Below are 16988 nucleotides of genomic sequence, written 5' to 3'. Positions count from 1 at the left end.
TCGTCGTGCGGTGAGCCTAGGGAGGCGGAGTGCGCGCTGACGTTGGCAGGACCTGCCCAACAGCCGGGGTGCGGTTGGCAGATCTGGTCGCCGTGCCCCCTGCGACCGCCTCCTCAGCCGAGCGCCACGACGAGGTCGCGCACCACCTCGGGATCGTCGAGGTCGTCGCCGAACAGGTCGCGCAGCTGGCCCACGCGGTACCGCACGGTCTGCTGGTGCACGAACAAGGCCTCCGCCACGGCCTCGCGCCGGCCGCGGTGCAGCAGCCACAGCCGCAAGGTCTCCTCGAGCTTCTCGCGGGCCACGGGGGTGAGGTCGTCGAGCGGGGCGAGCGCCGTGCGCCGGAGGTCGGCGAGGGCCTCGGGGTCCGCGGCCCGCACGAGGTCGGCCAGGTGCGCCTCGGTGTCGTAGGCCGCACGCTCAGCGCGGTCGTGCCCCCGCACGAGCCGGTGGGCCCGCAGGGCGCGCTGGTAGGAGCCGACCGTCTGCAGCCACGGCCGGGTCGGCCCGACGACGGCGTCCCTCGTGCCGATCGACCGCAGCAGCTTGGTCCGGCCGCCGGGGGAGAGGTCCGGGACCAGGACGACGGCGACGTTCTCCTCGGCGGCGACGTCGGGCAGGTCCTCGGCCAGGACGAGGGACCGTGGGTCCACGAGCCCGCGTATGCCGTGCAGGTCGGTCTCGCGGGTCAGCACGGCGGTGATGGTGGCCGGCTTGTCCCAGCGCGCACGGTCGACCCGGCGCAGGAGGACCTCCTCGGACGCGCCCCGCAGCAGCTCGAGGGCGAGCCGGTCGCGGTGCTGGCGCTGGAGGCGTTCGGAGGTCTCGAGCTCGTCCGCGTGGCCGGCGACGCTGGCCGCCGACAGCTCGTCGATGTAGGCGAAGACGAGCTCGGCGAACTGCGCGAGCTGGCCGGCGTCCATCCCCGCCTCGACCGCGACGGCGGACAGCTGGCGCCACGAGACGCGGGCGCCGACGCGGTAGGCGGACAGCAGCGCGTCCACGCTGCGGCCGCTGCGGGCCTCGCCCCGACCGAGCTCGTAGGAGCCACGCTGGGCGGGGCGAAGCGGCGTGGAGGCGTCCCCGGACCGGGCGGCCAGCGTGAGGAAGCTGCCCAGGGCCATCTGTACGGCCGCCTCGATGTTGTCGACCATGAAGCTGCGCGCCGCGGCATACACAGGCACCTCGACGATGATGGCGGCGACGGCGTGCTCGGCCACCGAGGGCAGGTGCGACCGCAAGGCGGTCTGCACCTCGGGTGACAGTGTGAGGGCTGCCGCTCGATCGGCGGTCACCGTGGGCGATTCGTGGGGATTTTCGTCGATCTTTGTCATCTGCGAACAACTCTCATCGGAGAACTCACGCTTCTGGGTCAGGATTTTAGACCCTCATGACGCCATGATGGAACCATGACCGCAGTCCTCCCTCCCCGCACGGCTCAGGGCGCCCCACCCCGGCGCTCGCTGCGCGACACCCTGACCCGGGTGGCCCAGGCTGTGACGACGCCTGTCGTGCCCGCCGAGTACCTCGACCTCATCGCCCCGATGCGCAGCGGCGCCGACCTGCGCGGACGCGTCCTGTCCGTCACGGCCGAGACCCGCGACGCCGCCACGGTGCGGATCAAGCCCGGTCGCGGCTGGAAGGGCCACGTGCCCGGCCAGTACATCCGCATCGGCGTCGACGTGAACGGCGTCCGCAACTGGCGCGCGTACTCGCTCACCTCGCTCGTCGGCGACCCCGACGGTGCCGTGGCGATCACGGTCAAGGCGATCGACGGCGGCAAGGTCAGCAACCACGTCGTCCGCGAGCTCGTGCCCGGGACGCTCATCCACCTCGACCAGGCGACCGGCGAGTTCACGCTGCCGGCCCAGACGCCGCGCAAGGCACTGTTCCTCACCGCCGGCAGCGGCATCACCCCGGTGATGGGCATGCTGCGCAACCACCTCGCGGAGCTGCCCGACGCGGTCATGGTCCACTCGGCCCCGACCCGCGACGACGTCATCTTCGGTGACGAGCTGCGCGCGTGGGCCGACGCCGAGTCGCTGCAGCTCGTCGAGCTGCACACCGACACCGACGGCCTGCTCAGCCCCACCGACCTCGACCGCCTCGTCCCGGACTGGCGCGAGCGCGAGACCTGGTGCTGCGGCCCCACCGGCATGCTCGACGCGATGGAGACCCACTGGGCCGAGGCCGGCCTCGCCGACCGCATCCACACCGAGCGCTTCCGCCCCGTGATCATCTCCGAGGGCGAGGGTGGCACGGTCACCTTCCGCAGGAACGGCACCGTCATCGAGTCCGACGGCGCCACCCCGATCCTCGACGCCGGCGAGGAAGCCGGCGTCCTCATGCCTTCCGGGTGCCGCATGGGCATCTGCTTCGGCTGCGTACTCCCGCTGCGTGAGGGAGCCGTGCGCGACCTGCGCAACGGCGAGCTCACCGTGGCCACACCGGACGACGACGTCCGCATCCAGACCTGCGTGTCGGCAGCCGCCGGCGCCTGCGAGATCGACCTCTAGGAGCGAACAGTGGCTGCCATTGCCCAGAACCGTGAGACCGACAACTTCGACCTGACCATCGACGGGTCGCTCGCCGGGACGCCCAGCGCCCCGAAGCAGACCAAGGCGGTCAACAGCCGCCTCAACGTCGTCACCACCGAGCGCACCCACGCGCCGAAGCCGTCCGGGAAGCCGGACCCGGCCGCGCACCTGACGCCGGAGGACATCGAGGCCCTCGGCAACGAGCTCGACGCCCTGCGCCAGGAGATCCTCGACTCGCGCGGCACCCGCGACGCGGCATACATCCGCAAGGTCCTCAAGTGGCAGCGCGGGCTGGAGATGAGCAGCCGCGCGGTCCTGCTGTTCTCGATCTTCCCGCCGGCGTGGTTCGTCGGCACCGCCGGCCTGTCCGTGGCGAAGATCCTCGAGAACATGGAGCTCGGCCACAACATCATGCACGGCCAGTGGGACTGGATGCGCGACCCGCGGATCCACAGCCAGGAGTGGGAGTGGGACAACGCCTCCCCGTCGGAGTTCTGGAAGCACTCGCACAACCAGCTCCACCACACCTTCACCAACGTCATCGGCCGTGACAACGACCTCGGCTACGGCATCATGCGCGTCGACGAGGACCAGAAGTGGGTCCCCGCCTACCTCGGCCAGCCGATCTACAACTTCACGAACATGCTGTTCTTCGAGTACGGCATCGCCGCGTACGACCTCGAGGTCGGCGCGTACGTCAAGGGTCGGGGCAAGTCCAAGGAGGACTTCCGCAACGACGGCGCCAAGGTGCTCAAGAAGATCGGCCGCCAGGCCCGTCGCGACTACGTGATCCACCCGCTGCTGTCGGGCCCGTCGTTCTTCCACACCATCGGTGCGAACTTCGTCGCCAACACGGTCCGCAACGTCTGGACCCACTCGGTCATCATGTGCGGCCACTTCCCCGAGGGCGTCGAGACCTTCGCCAAGTCCTCCATCGAGGGCGAGACCCGCGGCGAGTGGTACCTGCGCCAGATGCTCGGCTCCGCCAACATCAGCGGCAGCAAGGCCATGCACCTCATGACCGGCAACCTGTCGCACCAGATCGAGCACCACCTGTTCCCGGACCTGCCGAGCAACCGCTACATCGAGATCGCCCCGCGCATCCAGGAGATCTGCGAGCGCTACGGCCTGACCTACACCACGGGTCCGCTGCCGAAGCAGGTCGCCTCCGCGTGGAAGCAGGTCGTCGTGCTGTCCCTGCCGAACAAGCAGGAGGGCCGCACCCGCGTCGGCATCGCTGCCGAGGCCGTGGGCAAGCGCCTGCGCCGCAAGCTGCGTCACGCGACCCCCCGCCGCACCGCCTGAGTCCACCTCGGCGGTACGCTCAGGACGCCGACGGCCCACCTCCTCTCGCCAGGACGTGGGCCGTCGGTCTGTCTCCGTCCGGTCATTCGGTCGGCCAGGTGCGCAGCGTGGGCCGGTAGACCAGCTCCTGGGTCCGGCCGTCGAGCGTGCGGGTGCTGAGCAGCTCGAGGTCGAAGTCCCCGGCCCCGGCGAAGACCGGCTCGTCCCCCGTCTGGGCTGCCACGACGGGGAAGACGGTCACCTGGACCATGTCGACGAGCCCGGCGGCCATCAGGGCGCGGTTCAGGGAGAGGCTGCCGTGCGAACGGAGCGGCACGTCCGACTCCTCCTTGAGGCGCCGCACGGTGTCCACGGCGTCCCCGCCGGCGACCGAGGCGTCCGGCCAGTCGAGGGGGTCCTGCATCGTCGAGGAGATCACGGTCGTCGGCAGCGCGACCATCCGGTCGAGCCAGGGATCGCGCTCGTCGCCCATGATCGGCAGCATCTGCTGGAACTGGCCGAAGGTGGTGGCGCCGAACACCATGCGCTGCGCGGCCGCGTAGGTCTGGAAACGGTGCTCGAGGAACTCGGGACCCTGCTTGCCCCAGTAGCCGCCCCAGTCGCCGGGTGGTCCGTAGGAGGCGTTGCCGTCGAGGCTCGTGAAGATGTCGAAGGTGTAGGTGGCTGTCATGCCGGTGCTGACCGGCGCTCCGCCCGGAAGTCATCGGTGCCCCCGACGAGTGCGGGGTCGATGTCGGCGAGGGCCTCCGGGGTCGGCCGTCGTCCGGACACCACCGCGGCAGCGCACGCCATGGCGAGGCCTCCCGCCTGGCGGGGCGCCAGACCGGTCAGCAGTCCGTGGAGCAGGCCTGCGGTCGCTGCGTCCCCGGCGCCCGTGGTCGTGGCGAGGCGGGTCACGGCATACGGGGCGACCCACTCGCGCACGCCCACCCAGCGGTCAGGATCGGGCAGGGCCCGGCCGGCCGCGTGCAGGCGAGCCGTGTCCCCGGTGCACAGGAACACGCCGCGGGCGCCCGCGGACACGGCCACGACCGCGGCCCCCCAGTCGAGCAGCGTCAGCGCCAGGCGCTCGACGCACGCGTCGTCCGGGGCCGCCGACCCCGCGAGCCCGGGCAGCGCGGAGGTCAGGTCGTCGATGCTCGGGGTGATGACGTCGACCTCGCCGACGGTCCGGCGCAGGATCTCCTCCCAGTCCAGGGCGCCGGTGGGGGAACGGGGGTCGATGACCGCGAGGTCCACCGAGGTCGTGACGCCGGTCCGCCGCACGCGAGCCAGGAGCTCACGCATGGGGGTCGCACCGTCGGTGAGGAGGGCGGGCAGGAGGTTGGGATAGCCGAGGTGGAGCAGGTCGAGGTCGTCGTCGAGGGTGACCTCGCTGCCGTCGAAGTGGGCGTTGGTGCCGACGTGGTGCCAGAAGGTCCGGTCGGTTCCCGGGGACTCGAACACCAGGCTGTAGGAGGAGGCTGCGCCGTCGACCTGACGCAGCCGTGGCGTCATGCCCGGCCGTTCGGCCACCATCCGGCGCAGCAGGACGCCGAGGTCGTCGTCGCCGACGGTGGCGAAGACGTCGACGGGTGTCCCGAGGTCGGCGAGGTCGCCACCGGTGTTGGCGACGCTGCCTCCCAGCCGCACCGACAGGGCGCCCACCTCGAGCAGGTGGCCCGGGTCGATGACCTCGCCCCCGAGCAGCTCGGGCGTCAGGTCGAGGCACAGGTGCCCGGCGACGGCGACACGGGCCACGGCGCCCTCCCCCCTGAGTCGGCCCGGCCGAACCATGACCGGGTCGCCCATCGTCCCTTGAGGCCCGGCCGTTGTCACTACGCTGCGAGCATGACTGACTGGTTGAGCGGCCCCGCAAGCCTCGGCAAGGTCCGGTCGCTGACCCGGATCTCGACGGACGACGGTTTCATCGCGACCCTGGCCATCGACCACCCCGAGAACTACCTCGCCATGCTCGACCCCGACTGGCGCCGGGTGACGTCGGCCCAGGCGACACGGAGCAAGCTCGAGCTGATCGCGGCCCTGGCGCCGCACGCGAGCGCCTTCCTCGTCGACCCGCTCTGGTCCCTGGCGCAGGGCATCGCCACGGGGGTCATCCCGGCCGGCACGGGGATCATCACCGGCATCGAGTCGCTCAGCTACCAGCCCGACGGGGGGTTCGGGACCGCCACGGCAGTCCGTGACCGGTGGACCGTCGAGAAGATCAAGACCCTCGGCGCGGACGCGGTGAAGATGGTCGTCTGGTGGCGTCCCGACGCGGACGACGCCGACGAGATCCGCGCGGTGGTGTCCCGTCTGGTTGCTGACTGCGAACGCCACCAGATCCCGCTGGTGGTCGAGCCGCTGTGGTACCCCGCCGAAGGTCAGGACCCCGCGAGTGAAGCCGCCAGGGCAGAGCGGCAGGAGACCCTCGTGGGCGCTGCGCGCGAGTTCGTCGGCCTCGGCATCGACGTGCTGAAGTCGGAGTTCCCGGGCGACCTCGTCATCGGACCCGAGGGCGTGACGGGGGAGCAGTCCGGCACCGACGCGGCCCGGGCGATCGATGCCGCCTGCGCCGGGACCCCGTGGGTCATGCTGTCCGGATCGGGCACGTATGACGTCTTCCGGCGGCAGCTCGAGATCGTCGCCCGCGCAGGGGCGTGCGGCTTCATGGCCGGGCGCGCGATCTGGACCGGGGCCGTGGGTGGGCCCGAGGAGGAGCGGGTGGGGGCCGTGCAGCGCTGCCGGGACCGGCTGGACGAGAGCGTGGCGACCCTCCGCGCCCACGGGCGGCCCTGGCGGCAGGTGCCCACCGTCGACGAGGTCGCGCAGTCGCTGACCGCCGGCTGGCACGAGCGGTACCTCGAGTCCAGCTAGAGCCCGTAACCCGTCCAGTCACCCTCGGAGACGACCTCGACCCGGCCGTCAACGACCGCGATGGCGGTCTGCTCGTCGATCGCGTAGGCGGGGGCGCCGAGGTCGGCCGCCCAGCGGTCGGCGTGAGCCGGGGTGTTGGTCGCGAAGAGGTTGAGGTGCGGGAAGATCGAGAAGTCGACGACGCCGAGCGCACTGTCGTCGGGTGCCCCTGCCCACTCGACGAAGTAGTCGCCGATGCGTGGCGTCATGACCATGCTGCCCGCGCTCACCCCGACCCAGACCGTGTCGGTCAGCGACGGGAGCAGGTCGGCGAGGCCGGACTCGCGCATCCAGTGGGCGAGGTACGTCGCGTCCCCACCGTCGACGAGGAGGACATCGGCCCCGCGGACCCAGGGTTCCCACCGCTCGCGGCCGATGCTGGGGAGGGCGGTGAGCTCGAGGACCCCGAGCGAGGCCCAGCCGAGACCGGTGTGGCTGCGCCACGTGGGGCCGGCAGCGATGAAGCCCTGCACGGACCCGGGTCCGCACATCGGGTGGCCCCACTGCGCCGTCGGTACGCAGAGGGCGTGGCACTCCTCGATCGGCTTGCCGAGCTGGTCGAGCAGGGCCGCGCGGATGCTGGGGTTGGTGACCCCACCCGAGGTGAGCAAGAGCTTCATACTGCCTCCGTGGTGTGTTGACTGCCGGTGCTGACTACAGACCCGCGGGCAGCCCGGAACTCATCGGTGCCCCGCCGTGTCGCGGAGGTCGGCGATCGGTTCAGTCCGACCCCGGTGGGCACTGCGTGCCGGACGGCGTGCACACCCAGAAGTCTGCGCCGACGGTCATGCGGTGCTTGACGAATCCGGATCGGTAGACGATCTCGTAACCCCGGTAGTGCCACGTTCCTGGCCTGGTCACCCTGGCACGGACGAGCACCTCGACGTACCCGGTGTCCTTGCCCACCCGTCGCTCAGGCAGCACGGCGTACCCCGCGGGGCTGCTGCGCACACCCTGCGCCACGTACTCGTACCCGTCGCCATCAACCATGCCGATTCCCGAGGGGGATGCCGGCGCGACCTCGACCGCGGTGACCGTCAGCCCGGCGGCCTCGTCCCCCACGGAGACGGGACGGACGCTCTCGAGGTGAGCGGTGAACCAGCCGTGGTTCACGAGGAACGTCGAACCCTCCGTCACCTCCGAGCCGACGTCGCGCGAGACCCCCACGCCGTACCCCGGCGGGGGCCCGAGTGGTCCGTCACCGGTCCCGATCCCCAGCGCCGACAAGCCGATGCTCGCGACGGTCAGCAGCCCGAGGGCCGCAGGGCCTTGTCGGCGAGGAGCACGCGGTGCCCTCTCCGCAGTCCCCACGGGCTCGTGGATCGTTGCCCCCATGGCGGGAGTATGGCGCGTCAGCCCAGCTCGTCGAGCCAGTTCCGGATGGATTCGTCGTGCTGGCCCAACGTCGGCGGGGCGAGGTGCTCGGCCCGCCCACCGGCATACCCGTTGTCGTCGAAGCGGATCGGCGGACCGGGGAGCTCGATGGGGCCGAGGACGGGGTGGTCGACCTCGATGACCAGTCCCTGCGAGCGGGTCTGGTCCCAGTCGTACACGCGGTCGATCGTGCGCACCTCGCCGGCGGGGATGCCGAGCGACGCGAGCCGGGGGAGCAGCTCGTCGAGCGGGTGGTCGGCGAACGCTGCGTTGAGGGTGGCGGTGACCTGGTGGCGGTTGACCGTGCGCTCGCGGTTGGTGCTCATGCCGGGAGCGGCCGGGTCGATGTCGAACGCCCGGGCCAGCTTGACCCACAACGACTCGCTGCCGCACGCGACCTGGATGTCGCCGTCCTTGCAGTGGAAGAGGCCGTAGGGGGACAGGCTCGGGTGGTGGTTGCCCTGCGCGCGGCCCACGTGGCCGGCAACCGTGTAGGCCGTGCCGTGGAAGGCGTGCGCGCCGACGACCGCGGCGAGCAGGCTGGTTCGGACCACCCGGCCGCGGCCGGTCCGGTCGCGCTCGTGCAGGGCTGCGACGACGCCGTACGCGCCGTACATGCCCGCGAGCAGGTCACCGATCGGCACGCCGACCCGCTGCGGGGTGTCGGCGTCGGGACCTGTGACGGACATGAGACCGGCCTCGCCCTGGGCGATCTGGTCGTACCCGGCGCGGCCGCCCTGCGGACCGTCGTGGCCGAAGCCGCTGATCGACAGCACGACGAGGCGGGGGTTGAGCTCGTGCAGGCGTTCGACGGTGAAGCCGAGGCGGTCGAGGACGCCGGGGCGGAAGTTCTCCACGAGGACGTCCGACGCCCTGACCAGGCGGGTGAGCACGTCGCGGCCGTCGTCGGACTTCAGGTCGAGGGTGATCGACTCCTTGTTGCGGTTGGCGCTGAGGTAGTAGGTCGAGACCGGGTCGTCCTCCGGCCCGACGAAGGGTGGTCCCCAGCCGCGGGTGTCGTCACCGCTGCCCGGCGACTCGACCTTGATGACGCGGGCTCCCATGTCTCCCAGCATCATCGCCGCGTGTGGGCCGGCCAGGGCGCGGGACAGGTCGACGACGGTGATGTCCTCCAGTGGTGCGCTCACCGCGCCATCCTGTCAGGGCCCCAGCCGTCGTGGGGAGGTCACTCGGTCGGGGGCCTCCACGGCTCGTGCTCGTGCGAGAGCCAGACCTCGTCGGGGTCGAGGTCGCGGATCAGCCGTTGGCCCTCGGTACGCGGCTCGTCGAGCTCGGAGAAGAAGACGGCCGTGTCACCGGCGATGACGACCGAGCGACCGCCCGCCTCGACGACGACGACCTGCGAACCGGGGGTGTGGCCGGGCGCCGGGACGAGCCGGATCCCGGGGAGCAGCTCGTGCGGTCCGTCGACGGGGACGTACTGGACGCCCGGCGCCTGGACCCAGTCCCGGATCGTGTAGTCGTCCTGACCCAGGGCGTCGTCGAGCTCGCGCCTCTGGACGTAGGTCGGCCGGTCGGGGAAGAGGTGGTTGCCACCACAGTGGTCGAAGTGCAGGTGCGTGTTGACGACCATGTCGATGCCCGCGACGTCGAAGTCGGGCTGGCTGTCCAGGGGGAAGACACGCGGATCCATGTCGGCCACCGCAGGGTGCAGCCGGGTCATCCCGGTGTCGACCAGCACCCGTCCCTCGGGGTGGTCGATGACGTGGACGTAGACCGGCATGCGTCCGTCGTCGGCGAGCAGCTCGGCCGCCAGGACCGGCGTGACCGTCACCGGCGAGGGTGCGGACGTTCCCTGGTCACCGGTGTCCGTGGATGTCACCATGCGCTTCAGCTCCTCGGGGTCAGGGTGCGGCCGGCACCGTGCTCTGCACACTATGACCGCGCGGTGACATCGAACTCATCGTCGGCGCCGGCCGGCGCCGGGCGCCCGTGGGCCGTCAGGTGGCGCCGGCGCGATGGGCCATGACGACGAGCTGAACGCGGTCGCGTGCCCCCAGCTTGGCCTGGATCCGGGACACGTGGGTCTTCACGGTCGTCTCGCCGATGAACAGCTGACGGGCGATCTCGGGGTTGGTGGCACCGCGGGCGACGAGCGTGAGGACCTCGGTCTCCCTGGGCGACAGCCGCGCGAGCACCTGCGCCGTCTCCGGGTGGGGCGGCGCGGGCCTGGCATTGACGAGGCGGTCCAGGACCTGCTTCTCGACGGCGGCCTCCCCGGCGGCCACGGATCGAATGGCGGCCACGAGTGATGCCCGTGGCGTGTCCTTGAGGAGGTACCCGCTGGCCCCGGCCCGGAGCGCGGCGAGGACCAGGTCGTCCGCGCCGAAGGTCGTCAGGATGATGATCCTGGTGGCGGAACCGGACTCGACGATCTGCCGGGTCGCCTCGATGCCGTCGACGTCGGGCATGCGGATGTCCATGAGGGCGATGTCCGGTGCGAGAGTGGTCACCAGTCCCACGGCCTCGGCTCCGTCGGCGGCGGTGCCGACGACAGCGAAGTCGGCCTCGGCATCGAGGATCGCCGCGATGCCGTCGCGGATGAGGATCTGGTCGTCGACGACGACGAGGGTCGTCGTCATCGGCCTCCCGCCACGGGAAGGACTGCCCGGACGCGGTACCCACCCTCGGGCCGTGGCCCGGTCGTGAGCATCCCACCACAGGCCGTCACCCGCTCCTGCATGCCAGACAGCCCGTACCCACCGCCCACGGCCGGCTCGTCGATGCCGACGGCCGCCTCCGTGTCGTTCTGCACCTCGATGAGCAACAGATCGGCCTGCCGGGTGACGTCGACGGTCGTCTGCGACGTCCGTGCGTGCCGCAGCGAGTTCGTCAGCGCCTCCTGCACCACCCGGTATGCCGCGGCCGACGCCTCGGGGGTGAGCTGAGGGTCGCCATCCGGCAGCTGAAGGGTGACGTGGAGCCCCGACTCGCGCATCCGGTGGACGAGCTCGGGGATGTCGGGCCAGGTCGGCGTCAAGGCCGCAGCATCGGCCGATGTCGGGTCCCGGAGCTCCTCGAGCAGGCGACGGGTCTCTCCCAGGGCGGTGCGTCCGGTCTCCTGCACGCGTCGCAGGGCTTCCTCTGCGCGCTCTGGGTCCGACGTCATGAACAACCGTGCCAGCTCGGTCTGCACGACGACGACACTGAGGCTGTGGGACACCACGTCGTGCACCTCCCTGGCGAGGCTGACGCGCTGCTCCGCCGCATGCATGCGGGACTGCGCGGCGACGGCCTGGGTCACCCGCTCGCGCAGGATCCGTTCCCGGCGGAAGGCTGCGCCGAGCGCAAAGATCCACACGGCGTTGAGTCCCCAGGCCCAGGCGTTCGCGACATGGACCTCCGGGTGGGCCGCCAGCCACAGCAGCAGCGGCACCTCCGGTAGGGCGACGGCGGCATACCTCAGGGGCGTGGTGCCGTACCGGCCGCAGGCGAAGACCGCCACGACGACGAGGTAGGTCTCCGACAGCAGGATCGCGTTGTAGGCCGTCGTCGTCGTCGCCACCACCGACGTGACGACCACGAGCAGAGCCCACTCGGGTCGGGTCCGGCGCACCAATAGTGCGGCGCTGCAGAACGTCACCGCGACGACGAAGGGCCACCGTGGTCCGTGCACCGGAAGGGCGCGGACGTTCAACGGGTCCCACAGTTCGAGCAGGCCCGCCACCCAGAGGGCCCCGGGGACCGCCCAGTCCCGCCACGTCAGACGCCGGACAAGCCCCGACATGAGCCAAGGCTACGCGGGTGTGGAGGTGTCGGTGGTCCTCCTGTGGTCCACAGGACGCTCATCCCGTACGCCGACGAGGACGGACCTCGTGGGCGACGCGGCCCGCGCGCCCGCAGAGCCACCATTCACTTCTCCCCGCCGGAACGACCACCCCTGGAGGACCGATGCGCACCGGGTGCCCGATCGTCGCTGCCATGGCGGCAAGCGTTGTCGCCATCTCACTGTCCGCCTGCGGTGCTGCTCCCGGCGGTGACTCCTCCTTCCGCGCGGGGAGCGCCCTGCCCCAGCGCGAGGTGGACTCGGTCATCGCCCAGGTCCGTGCCACCGGGAAGCCCGCGTACTACCTGGGGACCACGGTCGACGACCTTCCGCTGACGGTCCTGGACCTCGTCGAGGAGGACGCCCCGACTCTTCAGGTGGAGGCGGACTACGGCAGCTGCCAGCCGTCAGGCGACGGGGGTTGCGCCGATCCTGTCGTCGTCTCGACCTCCGACCGTCCGCCGGACGTCTTCGGCACCCACTGCCTTCGCCTCGAACCCCAGCTGGGAGTCCCCGCAGGTGTCGTCATGGGCGAGCTCACGCTGGTCACGGGGGAGGTGGTCGTGACCGTGTCCGACATGCGCGGACGCGACGACCATGACGACGGCATCCGGTCGGCCCTCGCCCTGCTGCCTCGGCTCCGCGCGCTGGGCGAGACCGGGCCGCCCACCGCTCTGCCGCTCCCCAGCAAGGCGTCCGCCGCCTGGATGGACGAGGTCTGTGGTACCCGCCCGGGGGGAGAGGTGTCCCACGACCCCGACAGCCAGCCCGTTCCTACGGTCCCCGACCACGTCCCGGACTTCACGGTCGAGCGTCTCGGGGGCGGGACGCTGAGCTGGGCCGACTACCGCGGGAAGACGGTCGTCATCGCGGTCGGCACGGTGGCGCAGGTGTCGGCCGCCGTGGTGCGTCTCCGGCCTCTGGTGGCCAAGGCGCCCTCGCATCCGACCCTCCTCGGTCTGGTCACGGACCCGACCGGGGACAAGTTCAACCCTCGGCCTGTGAAGGACATCGAACGCGAGGCGGGCCCCCTGCCGGCCGCCGTCGGGTATGCCGCGGTGCCCATGTCGGCAGTGTGGTTCCTCGACGCTGCCGCCGACTCGGGTGGAACACCGTTGGACAGTGGCACCATCGCGTTCGTCGACCGGGCCGGGGACGTGGTGGAGTTCGCGCAGCCGTCGACGCCCGAGGCCCAGCTCTCGGAGTGGGCTCGTGCGTTGGGCTGAGGTGTGGGCCCCCGTTGCGGTACCGCCGTCCACACGAGAGGTCGCCCACGAGCCGGCTCTCACGCTCCCGAACGCCGTCACCGTCCTGCGCACGGTCCTGTCCATCGTCCTGGCGTTGAGGGCGGTGGCCACGGACAGCGGGATCCTGTTGGCCGCGGCGTATCTCGTCTACTGGATCGGAGACATGGCCGACGGCGAGGTGGCCCGACGCCTGGGCCTCGAGACGAGGATCGGGGCCGTCTTCGACATCGTCGCCGACCGTGCCAACAGCCTGCTGTGCGCAGCGTGCTTCGTGGCCGTCTACCCGCGGACGATCGTCGCGATCAGCATCTACGTCGTGGAGTTCGCGGTCGTCGACACCATGTTGTCCCTGGGGTTCCTGGCCTTCGAGATCAAGGGCCCCAACGACTTCCACACCGTCGACCTGGCACTGTGGCGTTGGAACTGGTCTCGGCCCGCCAAGGCCGTGAACACCTCGGTCATCGTGCTGGCCTGCCTCTCGGGTCACGCCGGGCTCGCGACCGTCCTCGCCTCCGGCGTGCTCCTCGGCAAGCTGTGGTCCTGCGCACGGCTGCGTCGCCTCACCACCCGGGTTCGCGCGACATGAACGGCGACGCGCCGTGGACGGACGTTGGTCTGGCCCTGGGCCTGTTCGGCGGCGGGCTCGCGTCAGGTCTCGTCCCCGTGGTGAACGCCGAGGCGATCCTGGCTGCGACGGTGGCCGGCCGACCGCCGGCCTGGATGCTGCTCGTGCTCGGCCTGACCTCCGGTCAGAGCACGGCCAAGGTGCTCATCTACCTCACGGCCCGCGACGGCCCGGCGGGCCTCCAACACCTCCCCCAGGTGAGGGGCGGATTCACGCACCCCCGTTCGGGGACCTCGAGTGCGGGGTCAAGACGCGCCGGGACCCCGCGGGCGCTCAGAGCCGGATGGGCGTGGTCCCTGCAGCGCCTGCGCACGCCCGTTGCGGGGGCGACCGTGGTGGCCACGAGCGCCCTCGTGGGTCTCCCACCGCTGGCCGTGGTCAGCGCGATGGCGGGTATGGCGCGCCTGCGGCTCGCGTTGTTCGTCCCGGCATGCTTCGTCGGACGACTGGCCCGCTTCACGCTCATCGCCTGGCCAGTCGCGCGTCTGATCGAACAGGGCGCCCCTCCGCGGTGAGCGAGCTCATCTCCGCAGCACGGACGACGACCCGCACGGCACTACGAGCTCCCGAGGTGGGCCTCGAGGCGGGCGACGGCGCCCTCGACGTCGGTCAGCTTGTCGAGGCCGAACAACCCGAGGCGGAACGTCGAGAAGTCGTCGCGTTCGCCACACATCAGCGGCACGCCCGCCGCGACCTGCATGCCGCCCTGCTTGAACTTCGCCCCGGTCTTGACCTCGGGATCGTCCGTGAACGACACCACGACGCTCGACGCGGCGAAGCCTTCTGCTGCGACAGAAGGGAATCCGCGCTCGGCCATCAGCGCACGCACCCTGCTGCCGAGCGATCTCTGCGCCTGCTTGAGGGAGTCCAGCCCCAGCGACCGGGTCTCGAGCATGATGGCGGCGTCGCGCGCGAGGGAGTCGGTGGGCATGGTCGCGTGGTACGGCGTCTGTCCCTGCAGGTACGCCTCGCTGATCGTGAGCCACTTCTGGAGGTCGACCGCGAAGCTGGTCGACGTCGTCGCCATCACCCGTTCACGCCCGGCCTCCGACAGCATGACGAACCCCGCGCACGGCGAACCGCTCCACCCCTTCTGCGGCGCGCTGAGCAGCACGTCGACGTGCAGGTCGGTCATGTCGGCCCAGAGCGCGCCGGAGGCGATGCAGTCGAGCACGAACAGCCCGCCCACCGCGTGGGTCGCGTCCGCGACGGCCCGGACGTACTCGTCGGGCAACAGGATGCCGGCCGCGGTCTCGACGTGCGCCGCGAAGACCACCTCGGGTCGGTCCCGCTCGATGGCGGCCACCACCTCGGCGACGGGGGCCGGCGTCCACGGGGCCTGCGGTTCGTCCGAGGCCGGACGCGCGCGGCACACGGTCGTCTCGCTGGCGACGGAGCCGGCGTCGAGGATCTGTGACCACCGGTACGAGAACAGGCCGTTGCGCACGACGAGGCACCGGCGGCCCGTGGCCAGCTGGCGTGCGACGGCCTCCATCGCGTAGGTGCCGCCGCCCGGGACCACGGCCACGGTGTGCGCGGAGTAGGTCGTGCGCAGCACGTCGATGATGTCCTGCATCACGCCGACGAACCGCTTCGACATGTGGTTCAGGGATCGGTCGGTGAAGACCACCGAGTACTCGAGCAGGCCGTCGGGGTCGATCTCGGGGCGGGGAAGAGTCACCTCTGCAGGTTGCCACACCGGACGTGGACGTGCGGCCCGGTGGGATGTCGAGAACGACGTGCCCGCTCCGTTCCAGGGGTGCGCGGCGGCACCCGCCGTCGACCACCAGTCCGTTGGAGGATGACCGTCATGACCCAGCTCAAGAGCTTCGACCACGTCGGTGTCACCGTCGCCGACCTCGACACCGCAGTGGACTTCTTCGTCGGCCTGGGGCTCGAGCTCGAGGGGCGCACGTTCGTCGAGGGCGAGTTCCTCGACACCGTGTGCGGGATCCCTGGCTCGCGCACCGAGGTCGCGATGCTGAGGCCGCCCGGGGGTGGCACCGCCCTCGAGCTCGCGCGGTTCGTCCGGCCCGACCACACGCCCGGCTCGCCGAACGCGATGGCCACCGAGCTCGGCCTGCGCAACGTCTGCTTCGTCGTCGAGGACCTCCAGTCGATCGTCGACCGGTTGGCCGCGGAGGGGTACGGACTGGTCGGAGGTGTCGGACGCTACGAGGACACCTGGCTGATGGCGTACGTCCGAGGCCCGGAGGGCATCGTCGTCTCCCTCACCGAGCGACTCGGGTGACGGCCCTCACCAGACCGACGAGGACCCAGAGGACGACGCCCAGCACGACGACCATGGGGATGATGTTCAACAGGCTGGGACCGAAGATCCTCACGGCCACCTCGCCGACAGCGGCGTAGCCGACGGTCGTGGCTGGGAAGAGGAGTGCAGAGGTCACTCGCTGCCGCGTGGTCCATCCCGGCGCGAGCATCGACAGGACGACAGCGATGCCCCAGGGGATGACGAGGAGCGTGCCCAGCGCGATGATCTCGAAGGGTGCCGTGACGCTCCACGACCAGAGGGTCACCAGGGCGATACCCAGTCCGTTGATGCACGAAGCGGCGATGCCCAGCCAGGTCGATCGGACGGATGCCCCCGGCCTCGGTATGGCGCGGCCGGCCCAGGCCTCGTCGGCGACGGACTGGGGGCTGCCGAGGTCGGTGAGCACGCGCCGCACGTCGTCGTCGCTCGCATCGGGCGGCAGGGAGCCGTCGAGGTGCTCACGGACCCCGGCGAGGACCTCGGCGCGTTCGCCGGGATCAATGCCGTGCAGCAGCAGCTCGAGGTCGCGCAGCCACGCCTCGGTCAGTGGGTGGGTCGTGGACGAGCTCACGTGATGCCCCCTTGGAGTGCGGTGTCGACCGCGTCCCTGAACGGTTTCCAGGTGCGCTTGAAGGCGGCGAGGGACTCGGTGCCGTCGGCCGTCAGCGCGTAGTAGCGGCGCGGAGGTCCTTCGGCGGACTCCTGCCAGCTGGTGTCGACCAGGCCTGCCTTGCGCAGCCGGGCGAGCAGTGGGTAGAGCGTTCCCTCGCTGGCCAGGAGGACCCCGTCGGCCGTGAGACGGCGGGCGATGTCGAGGCCGTAGAGCTCCTGCTCGGCGAGCATGGCGAGCACGCAGTACTCCAACGCACCCCGTCGCAGGTGCGTCAGGATCCCATCGTCGCCGGGTACCATGCGACACAAGGTAATGGCCGATGCCTCGATGTCG

At 71.2% G+C, this 16988-nt stretch carries 19 protein-coding genes; 7 read left to right on the top strand and 12 right to left on the bottom strand.

Going from position 1 to position 16988, the window contains the following annotated elements:
• Nucleotides 1–113: 113 nt before the first annotated feature.
• Nucleotides 114–1295, bottom strand: coding sequence for a PucR family transcriptional regulator (locus tag ACYVKF_RS02120; protein ID WP_235530725.1), 1182 nt, complete (start codon nt 1293–1295; stop codon nt 114–116).
• 114 nt (nt 1296–1409) lie between these two features.
• Here ACYVKF_RS02120 and ACYVKF_RS02115 point away from each other — a divergent pair, with 114 nt between their 5' ends.
• Complete coding sequence (locus ACYVKF_RS02115; RefSeq protein ID WP_460964506.1) at nt 1410–2516, top strand: ferredoxin reductase; 1107 nt, start codon at nt 1410–1412, stop codon at nt 2514–2516.
• Nucleotides 2517–2534: 18 nt separating this feature from the next.
• Nucleotides 2535–3842, top strand: coding sequence for a fatty acid desaturase family protein (locus ACYVKF_RS02110; RefSeq protein WP_460964689.1), 1308 nt, complete (start codon nt 2535–2537; stop codon nt 3840–3842).
• An 82-nt stretch (nt 3843–3924) separates the two neighbouring features.
• On the opposite strand, the gene ACYVKF_RS02105 is transcribed toward ACYVKF_RS02110, so the two are convergent.
• A complete protein-coding gene (locus ACYVKF_RS02105) occupies nt 3925–4512 on the bottom strand; it encodes a dihydrofolate reductase family protein (RefSeq protein WP_460964504.1) in 588 nt (195 codons plus the stop codon).
• Complete coding sequence (locus tag ACYVKF_RS02100) at nt 4509–5582, bottom strand: carbohydrate kinase family protein (protein ID WP_056916693.1); 1074 nt, start codon at nt 5580–5582, stop codon at nt 4509–4511. The genes ACYVKF_RS02105 and ACYVKF_RS02100 overlap by 4 nt, the downstream gene beginning before the upstream one ends.
• Nucleotides 5583–5672: 90 nt before the next feature.
• Between ACYVKF_RS02100 and ACYVKF_RS02095 the strand changes: the two genes are divergently transcribed.
• A complete protein-coding gene (locus ACYVKF_RS02095) occupies nt 5673–6698 on the top strand; it encodes a tagatose 1,6-diphosphate aldolase (RefSeq protein ID WP_460964501.1) in 1026 nt (341 codons plus the stop codon).
• On the opposite strand, the gene ACYVKF_RS02090 is transcribed toward ACYVKF_RS02095, so the two are convergent.
• The 6 genes from ACYVKF_RS02090 to ACYVKF_RS02065 form a co-directional block, all read right to left on the bottom strand.
• Nucleotides 6695–7357 (bottom strand): Type 1 glutamine amidotransferase-like domain-containing protein, encoded by a 663-nt coding sequence (locus ACYVKF_RS02090; protein ID WP_056916695.1) that lies wholly within the window; start codon nt 7355–7357, stop codon nt 6695–6697. The two genes, ACYVKF_RS02095 and ACYVKF_RS02090, sit on opposite strands and share 4 nt — an antisense overlap.
• A 100-nt stretch (nt 7358–7457) precedes the next feature.
• On the bottom strand, nt 7458–8072 hold the full coding sequence (locus ACYVKF_RS02085; RefSeq protein ID WP_460964499.1) for a hypothetical protein: 615 nt from the start codon (nt 8070–8072) through the stop codon (nt 7458–7460).
• Nucleotides 8073–8089: 17 nt separating this feature from the next.
• On the bottom strand, nt 8090–9259 hold the full coding sequence (locus tag ACYVKF_RS02080) for a CaiB/BaiF CoA transferase family protein (RefSeq protein ID WP_460964497.1): 1170 nt from the start codon (nt 9257–9259) through the stop codon (nt 8090–8092).
• A 38-nt stretch (nt 9260–9297) separates the two neighbouring features.
• A complete protein-coding gene (locus tag ACYVKF_RS02075) occupies nt 9298–9957 on the bottom strand; it encodes an N-acyl homoserine lactonase family protein (protein WP_460964495.1) in 660 nt (219 codons plus the stop codon).
• A 115-nt stretch (nt 9958–10072) separates the two neighbouring features.
• Nucleotides 10073–10714, bottom strand: a complete 642-nt coding sequence (locus ACYVKF_RS02070; protein WP_056918618.1) for a response regulator — start codon at nt 10712–10714, stop codon at nt 10073–10075.
• Nucleotides 10711–11859: a sensor histidine kinase gene (locus tag ACYVKF_RS02065; RefSeq protein ID WP_056918619.1), complete on the bottom strand. Its 1149-nt coding sequence runs from the start codon at nt 11857–11859 to the stop codon at nt 10711–10713. The genes ACYVKF_RS02070 and ACYVKF_RS02065 overlap by 4 nt, the downstream gene beginning before the upstream one ends.
• Before the next feature lie 194 nt (nt 11860–12053).
• Here ACYVKF_RS02065 and ACYVKF_RS02060 point away from each other — a divergent pair, with 194 nt between their 5' ends.
• The 3 genes from ACYVKF_RS02060 to ACYVKF_RS02050 are packed head-to-tail and all read left to right on the top strand — an operon-like array spanning nt 12054 to nt 14285.
• Complete coding sequence (locus ACYVKF_RS02060) at nt 12054–13124, top strand: hypothetical protein (RefSeq protein WP_460964492.1); 1071 nt, start codon at nt 12054–12056, stop codon at nt 13122–13124.
• Entirely contained in the window at nt 13111–13731 is a 621-nt protein-coding gene (locus tag ACYVKF_RS02055) for a CDP-alcohol phosphatidyltransferase family protein (RefSeq protein WP_460964490.1), read from the top strand. The genes ACYVKF_RS02060 and ACYVKF_RS02055 overlap by 14 nt, the downstream gene beginning before the upstream one ends.
• The gene (locus ACYVKF_RS02050; RefSeq protein WP_460964488.1) at nt 13728–14285 is read left to right on the top strand and encodes a hypothetical protein; all 558 of its coding nucleotides are present in this window, start codon (nt 13728–13730) and stop codon (nt 14283–14285) included. The genes ACYVKF_RS02055 and ACYVKF_RS02050 overlap by 4 nt, the downstream gene beginning before the upstream one ends.
• A 41-nt stretch (nt 14286–14326) precedes the next feature.
• Here the strand turns inward: ACYVKF_RS02050 and ACYVKF_RS02045 are convergent, their stop codons facing one another.
• Nucleotides 14327–15451, bottom strand: a complete 1125-nt coding sequence (locus ACYVKF_RS02045; protein ID WP_460964486.1) for an alanine--glyoxylate aminotransferase family protein — start codon at nt 15449–15451, stop codon at nt 14327–14329.
• Between the two features lie 129 nt (nt 15452–15580).
• Between ACYVKF_RS02045 and ACYVKF_RS02040 the strand changes: the two genes are divergently transcribed.
• Nucleotides 15581–16021: a VOC family protein gene (locus tag ACYVKF_RS02040; protein ID WP_056916701.1), complete on the top strand. Its 441-nt coding sequence runs from the start codon at nt 15581–15583 to the stop codon at nt 16019–16021.
• On the opposite strand, the gene ACYVKF_RS02035 is transcribed toward ACYVKF_RS02040, so the two are convergent.
• Both ACYVKF_RS02035 and ACYVKF_RS02030 read right to left on the bottom strand, forming a co-directional pair.
• Nucleotides 16002–16613, bottom strand: coding sequence for an HAAS signaling domain-containing protein (locus ACYVKF_RS02035; RefSeq protein ID WP_460964484.1), 612 nt, complete (start codon nt 16611–16613; stop codon nt 16002–16004). The two genes, ACYVKF_RS02040 and ACYVKF_RS02035, sit on opposite strands and share 20 nt — an antisense overlap.
• Nucleotides 16610–16954, bottom strand: a complete 345-nt coding sequence (locus ACYVKF_RS02030) for a PadR family transcriptional regulator (protein WP_056918625.1) — start codon at nt 16952–16954, stop codon at nt 16610–16612. The genes ACYVKF_RS02035 and ACYVKF_RS02030 overlap by 4 nt, the downstream gene beginning before the upstream one ends.
• Nucleotides 16955–16988 lie beyond the last annotated feature (34 nt).

Source organism: Pedococcus soli, from assembly GCF_054782575.1.
This window is presented reverse-complemented; position numbering and strand designations above follow the sequence as displayed.

What these genes read in the sequence shown, in the direction of transcription:
- ACYVKF_RS02115 (WP_460964506.1), top strand. Translation starts at nt 1,410, where the DNA reads ATGACCGCAGTCCTCCCTCCCCGCACGGCTCAGGGCGCCCCACCCCGG.
- ACYVKF_RS02105 (WP_460964504.1), bottom strand. Translation starts at nt 4,512, where the DNA reads ATGACAGCCACCTACACCTTCGACATCTTCACGAGCCTCGACGGCAAC.
- ACYVKF_RS02095 (WP_460964501.1), top strand. Translation starts at nt 5,673, where the DNA reads ATGACTGACTGGTTGAGCGGCCCCGCAAGCCTCGGCAAGGTCCGGTCG.
- ACYVKF_RS02090 (WP_056916695.1), bottom strand. Translation starts at nt 7,357, where the DNA reads ATGAAGCTCTTGCTCACCTCGGGTGGGGTCACCAACCCCAGCATCCGC.
- ACYVKF_RS02085 (WP_460964499.1), bottom strand. Translation starts at nt 8,072, where the DNA reads ATGGGGGCAACGATCCACGAGCCCGTGGGGACTGCGGAGAGGGCACCG.
- ACYVKF_RS02075 (WP_460964495.1), bottom strand. Translation starts at nt 9,957, where the DNA reads ATGGTGACATCCACGGACACCGGTGACCAGGGAACGTCCGCACCCTCG.
- ACYVKF_RS02070 (WP_056918618.1), bottom strand. Translation starts at nt 10,714, where the DNA reads ATGACGACGACCCTCGTCGTCGTCGACGACCAGATCCTCATCCGCGAC.
- ACYVKF_RS02065 (WP_056918619.1), bottom strand. Translation starts at nt 11,859, where the DNA reads ATGTCGGGGCTTGTCCGGCGTCTGACGTGGCGGGACTGGGCGGTCCCC.
- ACYVKF_RS02060 (WP_460964492.1), top strand. Translation starts at nt 12,054, where the DNA reads ATGGCGGCAAGCGTTGTCGCCATCTCACTGTCCGCCTGCGGTGCTGCT.
- ACYVKF_RS02050 (WP_460964488.1), top strand. Translation starts at nt 13,728, where the DNA reads ATGAACGGCGACGCGCCGTGGACGGACGTTGGTCTGGCCCTGGGCCTG.
- ACYVKF_RS02040 (WP_056916701.1), top strand. Translation starts at nt 15,581, where the DNA reads ATGACCCAGCTCAAGAGCTTCGACCACGTCGGTGTCACCGTCGCCGAC.
- ACYVKF_RS02030 (WP_056918625.1), bottom strand. Translation starts at nt 16,954, where the DNA reads ATGGTACCCGGCGACGATGGGATCCTGACGCACCTGCGACGGGGTGCG.